The organism is Tenacibaculum sp. Cn5-46 (assembly GCF_022347705.1).
GTDB classification, from domain to species: Bacteria; Bacteroidota; Bacteroidia; order Flavobacteriales; family Flavobacteriaceae; genus Polaribacter; species Polaribacter aiptasiae.
The window spans coordinates 151,201-162,767 of the sequence record NZ_JAKRGD010000008.1 but is presented as its reverse complement, the minus strand read 5'-3'; the positions used below and the strand labels follow the sequence as shown (position 1 = coordinate 162,767).

The window sequence follows — 11,567 nt, the reverse complement described above, 5'->3', positions numbered from 1 at the left end:
TTTATACTGTTCGAAATAGTTTTTATAAAAATTGTTCGAATGCAGGATTATCTTTAATATCGTCAAAAACATCTACATCGTTTAAGGTTTCTAACAAATGTACTGAAACGTTTTGTAAATCGTTTAAAGTGTCTTGTCTTACGGTAGAAGTACCCCAAGCTTTGTTTTTAAATACTTCTGAATGTAGTTCTTTCATTCCTAAAAGATAGTAACCACCATCTTCGGCAGGGCCTATAACAACATCATTTGAATTTAATTTTTCAAAGGCTTCATTAATATGATTTGGATTTAAATCGTATAAATCGCTTCCAATGATTAAAACCTTTTCATAGTTTTTTTCGAAAGCTTCTTGAAAAGCGTTCTTCATTCGTATACCTAAATCATCACCATTTTGTTGATGTTTTTGATAATTCGAAGCATCCCAAATATCATTGTTTCTAACTTTTACTGAATAATAGACGGCTTTATCGCAGTTTAAATCTTGTGTGACCTCTTTAGTATGGTTTAGCAAGAATTTATAAATGTTTAATGCAGATTCATCACCTGTTGTTTTTGCTAAACGTGTTTTAACTTTTCCTAGTTCTGGGTTTCTAGTGAAGATTAGTAGTAAGTTTTTACTCATAAATTTTTTCTCCTTTATGTAACCACTTTCCCCATTCTTTATTGAAGGCGTGGATTTTTGTAGTAGGTTTATTTTCTTTGTTAACAACAGTGTTATTTTGGTTTTTCCATTCAAAAATACCACCGTATAAATTATAAATATTTGAAAAACCAGCATTACGTAGCTTTTCGGCAATATCTTCAGAACGAATTCCAAGTGAGCAGTATACTACGATTTTAGTGTTTTTGTTTTCTGGAAGCTTTTTTAAGGTGTTTTCTAAGTTAAAAAAGTCATATCCAACACAAATAGCATTTTTAAGATGGCTTACAGCAAATTCTTTAGGTTCACGAGCGTCTAGTAAAATTGCTTCTTGGTCTTTGGCTAAGTCACTTACAGAAATATAAGGAATGCTTTCAGTATTGTGCTTTTTTAATAGTTGCTTTAAGTTTTGTTGAGAGAAACAATTCATTGAAAATAACAGGCAGAATAATAAAGTATGCTTTACATTTGCTGCTTTTAAAAACTGAAATTGATATGAAAAAAACTTTAAAAACATTATTTTTATTATTGGTTGTCTTTACATTACAGTCTTGCGAAGAAGAAGTTCCTTGCAAAGGTAAAACAACAACCTATACTTTACCAGATGGATCAACAAGAACTATAGAAGAGCCTTGTTTTGAAAATATTTAAAATGATGAAAAGTTCCCTGTTAAGGGAACTTTTTTATATGTTAAGCAACAGTACCTTGACAACTACTTCCTGCGCCAGCAGTACATCCGTAGCAATGTTGATTAATAATAATATTTCTGTTTTGAATAAGCTCTTCGTTGTATTCTGAAATATGTTTTACTTTGCTGTCTACTTTTAAATTTAGCATTTGATTAAAATCGCAATCATATAAATAACCATCCCAACTTACAGATAATGTATTGGTACACATTACATTTTCTACAGCCATAGGATTATATGCTTCTACTAAAGCATACATATAATCTTCATAGTTTTCAGAAGCAATTAAATAATCTAAAAATCTACTAATAGGTAGATTTGTAATGGCGAATAAGCTGTTAAAATCAATGTTGAAATCTTCTTTTAAAGCTTTTTTAAAGTCAGACTCTAAAGCAGCTTGGTCTCCAGGTAAAAATGCTCCAGAAGGATTGTATACTAAATCGAGTTTTAAGTTAGTTCCTTCAATACCATAACCAACATCATTTAACATTTGAAGGGCTTTTATCGATTTGTCAAAAACACCATCACCACGTTGTTTATCAGTTTTTCCACGAGTCCAATGTGGCATTGAAGATACTACGTGAACGTTATGTTTTTTAAAGAAATCAGGTAAGTCGTAAAACTTTTTATTGGCTCTAATAATAGTTAGGTTAGAACGTACAATAAAATCTTTAATTCCAGCTTTTGAAGCTTCTTCAACAAACCATCTAAAATTAGGGTTCATTTCAGGGGCACCTCCAGTTAAATCTAACGTATGAGCACCAGTAGTTTTTATAACATCTAAACATTGTTGCATGGTTTCTTTGGTCATAATTTCTTTACGATCAGGACCAGCATCAACATGACAATGCGCACAAACCTGATTACACATATATCCTAAATTAATTTGTAAGATTTCTAACTTATTAGGACGTAGTGGAAACTGATTTGTTTCTTTTATTTTTTTAGCAAATGTTGGTAACTCTCCATCAGCGAAAATTCCATTTGATAAAATCTCTAACTGACGTTGAGTGTTTGCTAAATCATTATTTCTTGCTAAAAGCGATTTCTTCATTTGTATACATTATTCTATCAGGTCGAGCGCAGTCGAGACCTAAGTCGTATCTCTCGACTGCGCTCGAGGAAATATTTTTTGAAGAAGGGATAATTACATTTCTAATTTATTCACCTTGTTCATCATTTGAACTCCGTGTACCAAAGTAGCACCACTTTTTATAGCGGCTCCTACATGAATGGCTTCCATCATTTCTTCTTTGGTAATACCACGTTGTAAACCATCTTTTGTATAGGCATCTATACAGTATGGGCATTGCTCTGTATGTGCTACAGCCAAAGCGATTAAACTTTTTTCTCTTGCGGTTAAAGCTCCTTCTTCAAATACTTTACCATAATAATCGAAGAACTTGTTTCCAAGTTCTTCACTCCATTCTGTTATTTTTCCAAACTTACGTAAGTCAGCCGGATCATAATATGTTTTAGACATATGTTTATTTTAAGTTGAAAAATAAAAATACTACTTTCCGTTTAAACTCCAATCATATTCTAAGAACCGAACCTTGGCTTTAGGATCTATCTTGGTGTTTGAATATTTGTTTAGGAAATCAATTAATGATCCTTTTTTAGTAAAATCACCTTTAAACCATTCAAATATTTTAGAAAGCTCAACTTTATTTTTACTAATCTTATTTCTATTGGTGTCATTAATGAATTTCTTCATTAAATCTTTGGTTTTAGCTTCATAATTAGCTTCTGTAAAAGCAAAATTTCCTAATTGAGGACAAGAACCCGAAGCACAATTTACACCTACATGTATTTTAGGGTCGTTATAATCTTTACGTAAAATTTCGTGTTCAATATGGTTTAGTGTGTAAGATTTACCTCCAACTTTTGCAAAAGGAATGCTCCAAGCATCTTTTCCTTTCTTTTTTATTTTTAAAATGCTTTTTAAAGGGTAGTTGTCTAAAATTAATTTAATAGTATAGGCATTATAAGCATTTACCCAAAAAGCTTTTGTTTTTGCTGCAGACCATGATTTTTTAGGAGAGGTTTTTGCTAAATAATCTAGGTAAGTTTGCAATTTAGCTTCGTCTTTTTTGAATGCTTTATAGTTTACATTTCCTTTAGTACTTACGTGTTTTTTTAATAGAGAATCGAAAGTAGATGTTTGGCTATAAGAGGTTAAGAAAAAAGATAAACTTAACATTAGAAATAAATTTTTCATGCTTATTTGTTTTAAACTGTCTGTTTAGACGTTGATTTGTGTAAGACATTACAAGGAAAGCTTAGTTTTAGTAAAATATTATTTCATGTTTTTAAAACCTGTAGTTTTTGTATGATAAAAATAAAGGTTATACATTTGCCGATCTAAGTAGAAAAATTGCAGATTTTTAACAGTAAATTATAAAAAATAATTATTAGAGTTTTATAGTGCTCTTTGTAATTATGAATAAATGAAGATTTTTCATAGGTCTTAATGTATAATAAAAATTTTAATCAGTTCTATAGTATTGTTAATTTGTTTAAAAGTTAAAGATGCTATTAGTTATAAAGAATAAAGTTTGAATTATTGAAAAATGAGTAATAGATGTTAAAAATCAAAATTTCTGTAAATGAAGTGTATTCAAATAATTTAATATAAAAAAAAACTATGAAAAAAAAACTATGTAATAGTAGAAGAGTTTTTTACTGTTTCCTAATCTTAAGTTTTCTTTATAAGAATCAAAAAGTATTTTCACAATTAAAAGTTCAAGAATTACAATTAAAAGTAAATGTTAAACCGCCTGAAGTAGGATCATTATCAGTTGATATATCTTATGATAATGTAGATTTAAGTAAAGGTGTTGTACAACCACAAATACCATTCTTCACAATTGGGGGAAAAGAATTATTTGATAAAATTAGTCTTAATTATATTTCTGGTTCAGGAATAAGGGTAAATGAAGATGCTAGTGATGTTGGTTTAGGTTGGGATTTAGATGCAGGGGGTTACATTATAAGAGAAGTTAAAGGTATTCCAGATGATGCATTGATATGGCCAAATGGTATACCAGATTATAAAGAAGGAGACCCGATACCAAAGGATGAGATTCAATTTATTAACGGGCAATCATTATTGAATGGATGGTTAGACCATGCGAATTGGGGGGGGACTATTTATCACGGCTCTAGCTCTCAAGCACCTTATGCTTTAGGTTGGCCAGTTAAACCTTTAAATAATAAAACGGTAGGAGATGAAATAAATAATTTTATTAAAAATTATAAGAATGGGGTTATTGACCATATCAGATATAGGCCATCTTATGGACCAAGTTTAGGACAGGATTTGTCTGATATTACTGCTGCAGGAGCAATGTTAGAAGTTGTTATGGATGGTCAGCCAGATGTATTTCATTTTAAATGCCCAGGAGGATATTCAGGTAAGTTTATTTTTGATGAGAAAGGTATTCCAACTCCAATACCTTATAATCCCAATGTTAAAATATCTTCTCCGATTGGACCAATGGCAAATAATGAAGGGAAATGGATAATAACTGTTGAAAATGGAATGAAGTTTTATTTTCCACATAATACAAATTATTATGAAAAAACTAGAACTGAAACTTCTAATTCACCTGTAAGAGACAATTGGTTCAGAAATACACCGGATATAGATGAGAGTATACATGTGTCGGAGTATATTTCAAAATGGTACATTTCAAGAGCAGAGTCAATAGTAGGGAGCACTTTAGATTATCTATATGTTAATGAGCCTGATTTTGAAACTGAAACTAAAGTTTCTGTACAACAGGATTTCTATGTGCCAACTCACTATGAAAAAGAAGGTAGTTGGATAAGAACAACTCCACCAGGAAACTTTTCTTCTGGCTATGGTTCTACAACATCTAGAAGTTTTAATAGAGATAACAAAACACAATTAAGTTATAAAAAAAGACTAAGCCAAATAAATAGTTCTAATGGATCTAAAATTATATTTACTTATAATGGAGTTAATAGAGAGGATATAAAAAACCAAAAACATTCATTAGGCAATATTTCATTGAGGGATATGAATAATAATGAAGTGTTACAATATATATTTTCCTACAGTTATTTTAATACCCCTTCAGTTTCTGGGCACAATGGTAAGAGGTTGATGTTGAGCGGTTTGAGTAAGAAAAAAAATGGAGGAGCTTTACATACAGGTTTTTATAAATTTAATTATTATGATTCATTAATATTACCAGAAAAAAACTCTCATCAACAAGATTTTTGGGGGTATTTTAATGCTAATTCTGTGAATACTTTAATTCCTGAACTTAATAGAAATGCAGGATCTGCTAGTAGAAGAGATCTTTCTGGAGGAGATAGGTCTCCCAATGAGTTAAGAGCAAAATCGTGCATGCTTAAAGAGATTATTTTTCCTACAGGAGGGAGTATTGAATATGATTATGAATTGAATGATTATAAAACTGTATATGGTTCCGTTACTTTTGGGTGGAAAAAAGTTCCAACAGGTGGTTTAAGAATAAAATCTATTAAAGAAAAAGAAGTAGATAATAATCCAATAGTTAAAAACTTCAAATATACATTACCAGGTTCTCCAGATCAATCAAGTGGTCAAATTCCTGTTCATTTAAGACAATGGAAAGGAAATGGAGCGGGAAGATTGTATGATAAAGAAAAGCTTCATTTAGTACCAAGAGTATCTCCTCCATATAATGGAGCTGCCTTGTATATTACAAGATATAGTTATGCTAAATATTTACAAGCATCAGATTTAATAAGATATTCACATGTAGTAATTGATATAAATGGTGGAGGGAAAACAGAGTATCGATTAACAGCATTTGATGATTACCCTGATGAAGAAAAAACAAAAATACATTGGGAGTCATCTGAAATCCATTCATGGAATATAGGTTCAAATCCTCCTCCTCCAAATGTTTTATATCCTCCTTCTGATTTTATTGAATATCAAGAAACATCAAATATACCAGGGTCAAGATCTCCAAGACCCTCAAATAATTTATCAGACAAAAGCCATTTGAGAGGTTTAATATTAAATGTTAAGGAGTATAAAGAAAATGATGCTTCACCAGTTAGAGAAACTTTAAACACGTTCACAGTCAACCCTGATGGTTTTCAGGTTAGGAAAATATATGCTATTGATTCGAATTCTAGCGACGACTTTTTTGGAGAATCTAACAATGCATATTCTTTAAATTTTGATATTAGTTCTCATGATTTGGATGTTGTATATTTACATAAGAAAGAAATTAAAGAATATTTTACAGATAGTCAAAATTCAATAACTACGACAAATAAGTATTTTTACGATAATTTAATAAATCACTTACAACAGACTAGATTAGAGGTAACTAATAGTAAGGGAGAAATTTTAAAAACCGAAACAAAATACCCCCATGATGTAAATAATGCTAGATTAATCCAAGAAAATCGTATAGTAGAGCCATTAGAGGTTTTAAATTATAGAGACGATAAGTTATTATCACATCAAAAAATAATTTATAATGATAACCATAATCCATCTAGTATTTATCTACCAGAAATAATCCAACTCTTAAAAGGTTCAGAAAACTTAAAAGATAGATTTGTTTATTATAATTATGATAGTAAAGGGAATCCAGTAGAAATAGGTAAAAAAGATGGAACACATGTGGTGTATATTTGGGGTTATAATAAAACTGAGCCAATTGCTAAAATAGAAAATGCTACTTTAACACAAGTTTCTAGTTATATTGATAATATTCAGGTTAAATCAAATGAAGATAATGATAGAACCATAGGGAATTTAGGGAAAGAAGGAGCTTTACGAATTGCGTTAAACAATTTACGTGTAATACCTGGATTATCAAATGCACAAATTACTACTTATACTTATGATCCTTTAATAGGAGTTACTAGTATTACCGATCCTCGAGGAGAAACTACCTATTATAGTTATGATGACTATAATAGATTAAAATCTATAAAAGATTCACAAGGAAAAATTTTAAAAGAATATAGATATAATTATAAAAACTAAATAGCTATGAATAAAAATACAATAAGCCAATTAATAGGTATACTGAGTTTTTTGGTGAGTTATAGTTTGTTTTCTCAAATAGATTTAAAAATAATAGAAGGACCAGGAGAAAGCTTTGTTAATATTGAAGGAGAGAAAATAGTTAATATAAATGATACTTACACATATAGGGTAAATGCTTCCTCAGGTACTACTATTAATTCTGGCAATTGGAATGTATCAGGAGCTACTATAATTAGTCAAAATATTAATAGTGTTACGATAAAATGGACTAGTTCAGGAAACAAATTAATAGAATACACAGGAACAAGTAGTAGTGGAATTATAGAAGGTATAGCTTCGGTTACGGTAAACAATTCAATTTTACCATTAACGCCTATGTCTCCTGTTATTAGTAGCCAGGATTGCTCAAGCGTTACATTATTAAAGAAAACATCTCCAACAGGAGTAACTTGGTATTGGCAAGGAACTAATAGTAATGGAACTAGTATGTCGAATTTTAATGAAACATACACAGTGTCTAGCTCGGGGAAATATTATTTACGTGCCAGAAATATTAATGGAATATGGAGTTCTGAATCAAGCTCAATAGAAGTAACTTTGGGAGGTGTTAGTTGTAAATCAACGAATGGATTTAGTAATGAAAATTATGTATATACTGTTATCCCACAAATAGCTACTACTAATATTTCAAATTTAACAAATACAAAAGATGCTCTACGAAATATTTCTTATTATGATGGTTTGGGAAGAGCAAAACAAAACATAGGAATAAAACAAAGTGCAAGTGAAAAAGATATAGTTACGCATATAGAATATGATGCATTAGGACGTCAAGCAAAGACATATTTACCTTATGCAACAACATCTACAGGAAAATATTTAAAAGAAGGTGCTTTGTTAGCGACTAATGATTATTATAAAACACAATATCCGGTTGATATAAACGCACAATATCCAAATCCGTTTTCAGAAAAGGAGTTTGAAAATTCACCATTAAATAGAATTCAAAAACTGGCTGCTCCAGGTTATGATTGGCGATTAGGAGGAGGACATGAGATAGAGTTTGAATATAAAACTAATAAAGTTGAAGAAGTAAGAATCTATGAAGTATTATTAACATCAACTTATACTCCTTCTTTAATAGGAGGAACCTCATATTATGATGCAGGTCAATTGTATAAAACAATTACCAAAAACGAGAATCATTCAGGTTTCGATAAAACAAATACAATAGAAGAGTTTAAAAATAAAGAAGGAGAAGTAGTTTTAAAGCGTGCTTATATCACTAATACTGAAGTAGTGGATACCTATTATGTCTACGATGATTATGGAAACTTAACTTATGTATTACCCCCAAAGTCCGAACCGCAAACAGATAAACCAAACTTGACAGAATTATCAGAACTATGTTATCAATATAAATATGATAGGAAAAATAGATTGGCAGCAAAGAAAATCCCTGGAAAGGATTGGGAATATACAATATATGATGATTTAGATAGACCGGTGTTGACACAAGGTCCTAATTTGAGAGAGGTAAATAAATGGTTGTTTATAAAGTATGATGTACATGGTCGAGTAATTTATTCAGGTATTTATACACATGGGAGTTTATTGTCTCAAAAGCAAATGCAATCATATTTTAATTCTGTAAATATTAATGCATCAGATTATTTTGAAGAGAAAATTAACATTGAGGGAAGTTTAGGTATTTATTATACCAATAATAGTTTTCCTAATATTAATTTAGAAGTATTAGCAGTAAATTATTATGATAACTATATTTTTAACCGTGTAGGAGCTGGAACTTCAGTAAGTAATGTATATGATGTGGATTTCTCATCAACTCAGTTAAGAGGATTGACCACAGGAGGTAAATTAAAGGTCTTAGGGACAGATAAATGGATAACTACTGTTACTTATTATGATGATAAGGCTCGTCCTATTTATATATATTCTAAGAACGATGAGTTGAAAACAACTGATATAGTTGAAACTAAATTGAGTTTTGTAGGTAGAACTCTAGAATCTAAGTCTACTCATAAAAAAACAGGAAAGCAAGATATTGTTATAATAAATAAGTTTGAATATGATCATGCGGGAAGATTGTTGTCTCAGAAACAGTGTGTTGGTGATAGTACATTAAAAGATTGTGATAATTCATCAAATTCAACAAATATAGAGTTTGAAGAAGTGATTGCTTTAGAAGGGAAGCAGATAGTAACAGATAATAACTCAATTACTTTAAAACCAGGCTTCGAAGTAAAGTCTTCTGTAGGAAACTCAATTAGTTATGTTATTTCTAAAGGAAGTAATAGTGAAGTGATAGTAGAAAACAATTATGATGAATTAGGTCAACTGAAAAACAAAGGCGTAGGAGGAAAATCAGGGAATAATAGGCTTCAGAAGGTAGATTATACTTATAATGTAAGAGGGTGGTTGAAAAAGATAAATGAAGATAATATAGAAGATAATGATTTGTTTAACTTTAGCCTAGCTTATAATAAACCAACAAATACAGCTACAGCTTTATTTAATGGAAATGTAAGTCAAGCAACTTGGAGTACATTAAGTACAGATAAAAGTTCCAAAACATATACATATAGTTACGATGCACTTAATAGACTTATCAGTGCTAAAGGTGTTATTGGTGATAAATATGATGTGTCAGGAATTACTTATGATAAAAATGGTAATATTTTAACTCTTAAGAGGAGGGGGCATACTCAAATAGATACTAACGGTAATATTACAGAATATGGATTGATGGATAATCTAAAATATACCTACTCAAATAATAATACAAGTAATAAGTTAATAAAAGTAGAAGAATTGCTCGGAGGAAATAGTACTTATGGTTTTAAAGATGGTGTAAATGTAGATGAAGAATACAAGTATGATCAAAATGGTAATATGCTTCGAGATTTAAATAAAGGAATTGGTACTGCATCTACAGATGGTATTATATATAATCATTTGAATTTACCAATAGAGGTTAAATTTAATAATTTAGACACACGAAAAATAAATTTTGTATACGATGCAAGTGGAGTAAAATTAAAAAAGGTTGTAAATAATGATGGGAATATAACTATTACAGAATATGCGGGAAAATATATCTATAAAAAAACTGGAGCAGGGGCAGATGTGTTACAGTTCTTTAATCACCCAGAGGGATATGTAAAACCGGTAGTTGAAAATAGTGGTGAAATTTCATCATTTGATTATGTATATCAATACAAGGATCACTTGGGTAATGTAAGATTATCATATACAGACAATGATGATAATGGAAAAATAGATGCCAATATTGAGATTATAGAGGAATCTAATTATTATCCTTTTGGTTTAAAACATAAAGGATATAATAATGTGGTAAATGGCACGGAACATCCTTATAAATACAATGGTAAGGAACACGAAGAAGATTTAGGGCTTAATATGTATGATTACGGTGCAAGAAACTACGAACCTGCATTAGGTAGATGGTGGCAGATTGACCCATTGGCTGAAAAAATGAGACGATTCTCACCTTATAACTTTGCCTTTAATAACCCTATCTTTTTTATTGACCCTGATGGAATGAAGGCAACGGATTGGTATGAGGATAAAGATGGAAAAATTGTTTATAATGAAAATATCAATAGTCAAGAAGATTTAGATAAGGCTGGTATTGATGGTACTTACATTGATAAATCTTTTGTTGGTAAAGACCAAAATGGAGACCATTATAATTTTGAAGAAGATGGCGATATTTCTAAAATTAATGAAGGTTCAATTGGAGACGAAACCCAAGTCGTCGATGTAACTTCTACAAAAGTAGAAAATGAAGCTGATAACTCTGGAGAGATAATGATGGGTGGTTTAGCTACTTCTGGTGTATTGCTAGCTGATGATGTAACTGGAGTTGGCGTGGCTGATGATGTTGCTATTCCTTTTATTTTATTGGGAGCGGCTATTACCGCCTTAGTAGTAGATATAGCAAATTCAGATACTACTTTAGAATTTTCTAAAAATGCTACTGATGCAGGAGAAGCAGCAGGAGCTGAACATACATCTGGAGCAAGACCAAGTACAAAAGGAAAACACCAAAAGGGAAGAGCTAGAAAGTCTAGAGATAGAGGAGGCGAAAGAGGAGATGCAAAAAGGAGACTTCCAAGAAAAAGACCGCCAGGACATAAAGGTCCTTGGCCACCAAAAAACTAATAA

The 11,567-nt window shown here is 30.6% G+C and carries 8 protein-coding genes; 3 read left to right on the top strand and 5 right to left on the bottom strand.

The features are described 5' to 3' along the window. Positions 1–22: 22 nt before the first annotated feature. Together MHN29_RS16385 and MHN29_RS16380 are read right to left on the bottom strand one after the other, a co-directional pair. Positions 23–622, bottom strand: coding sequence for a TIGR04282 family arsenosugar biosynthesis glycosyltransferase (locus tag MHN29_RS16385; RefSeq protein WP_235275587.1), 600 nt, complete (start codon positions 620–622; stop codon positions 23–25). Beyond that, entirely contained in the window at positions 615–1,070 is a 456-nt protein-coding gene (locus MHN29_RS16380) for a rhodanese-like domain-containing protein (RefSeq protein ID WP_235275586.1), read from the bottom strand. Before MHN29_RS16380 ends, MHN29_RS16385 begins: the two co-directional genes overlap by 8 nt. A 65-nt stretch (positions 1,071–1,135) precedes the next feature. On the opposite strand from MHN29_RS16380, the gene MHN29_RS16375 reads away from it, so the two are divergent. After that, positions 1,136–1,291 carry a hypothetical protein gene (locus MHN29_RS16375; protein WP_235275585.1) on the top strand — a complete coding sequence of 52 codons (156 nt, stop codon included), beginning with the start codon at positions 1,136–1,138 and terminating at the stop codon, positions 1,289–1,291. A gap of 40 nt (positions 1,292–1,331) precedes the next feature. On the opposite strand, the gene arsS is transcribed toward MHN29_RS16375, so the two are convergent. The 3 genes from arsS to MHN29_RS16360 all read right to left on the bottom strand — a co-directional run bounded on the left by arsS (position 1,332) and on the right by MHN29_RS16360 (position 3,551). Next, on the bottom strand, positions 1,332–2,384 hold the full coding sequence (gene arsS, locus MHN29_RS16370) for an arsenosugar biosynthesis radical SAM (seleno)protein ArsS (protein ID WP_235275584.1): 1,053 nt from the start codon (positions 2,382–2,384) through the stop codon (positions 1,332–1,334). Between the two features lie 93 nt (positions 2,385–2,477). Next, positions 2,478–2,813 (bottom strand): arsenosugar biosynthesis-associated peroxidase-like protein, encoded by a 336-nt coding sequence (locus MHN29_RS16365; RefSeq protein ID WP_086029663.1) that lies wholly within the window; start codon positions 2,811–2,813, stop codon positions 2,478–2,480. A gap of 30 nt (positions 2,814–2,843) precedes the next feature. Next, the gene (locus tag MHN29_RS16360; RefSeq protein ID WP_235275583.1) at positions 2,844–3,551 is read right to left on the bottom strand and encodes a DUF547 domain-containing protein; all 708 of its coding nucleotides are present in this window, start codon (positions 3,549–3,551) and stop codon (positions 2,844–2,846) included. Positions 3,552–3,977: 426 nt separating this feature from the next. Between MHN29_RS16360 and MHN29_RS16355 the strand changes: the two genes are divergently transcribed. Together MHN29_RS16355 and MHN29_RS16350 are read left to right on the top strand one after the other, a co-directional pair. Beyond that, positions 3,978–7,355: an RHS repeat domain-containing protein gene (locus MHN29_RS16355; RefSeq protein ID WP_235275582.1), complete on the top strand. Its 3,378-nt coding sequence runs from the start codon at positions 3,978–3,980 to the stop codon at positions 7,353–7,355. 6 nt (positions 7,356–7,361) lie between these two features. Continuing rightward, positions 7,362–11,564: a DUF6443 domain-containing protein gene (locus MHN29_RS16350; protein WP_235275581.1), complete on the top strand. Its 4,203-nt coding sequence runs from the start codon at positions 7,362–7,364 to the stop codon at positions 11,562–11,564. Positions 11,565–11,567 lie beyond the last annotated feature (3 nt).

Excerpts from the sequence above, each read along its gene's own strand:
- MHN29_RS16385 (WP_235275587.1), bottom strand. The coding sequence starts at position 622 with ATGAGTAAAAACTTACTACTAATCTTCACTAGAAACCCAGAACTAGGA.
- MHN29_RS16380 (WP_235275586.1), bottom strand. The coding sequence starts at position 1,070 with ATGAATTGTTTCTCTCAACAAAACTTAAAGCAACTATTAAAAAAGCAC.
- MHN29_RS16375 (WP_235275585.1), top strand. The coding sequence starts at position 1,136 with ATGAAAAAAACTTTAAAAACATTATTTTTATTATTGGTTGTCTTTACA.
- arsS (WP_235275584.1), bottom strand. The coding sequence starts at position 2,384 with ATGAAGAAATCGCTTTTAGCAAGAAATAATGATTTAGCAAACACTCAA.
- MHN29_RS16365 (WP_086029663.1), bottom strand. The coding sequence starts at position 2,813 with ATGTCTAAAACATATTATGATCCGGCTGACTTACGTAAGTTTGGAAAA.
- MHN29_RS16360 (WP_235275583.1), bottom strand. The coding sequence starts at position 3,551 with ATGAAAAATTTATTTCTAATGTTAAGTTTATCTTTTTTCTTAACCTCT.
- MHN29_RS16355 (WP_235275582.1), top strand. The coding sequence starts at position 3,978 with ATGAAAAAAAAACTATGTAATAGTAGAAGAGTTTTTTACTGTTTCCTA.
- MHN29_RS16350 (WP_235275581.1), top strand. The coding sequence starts at position 7,362 with ATGAATAAAAATACAATAAGCCAATTAATAGGTATACTGAGTTTTTTG.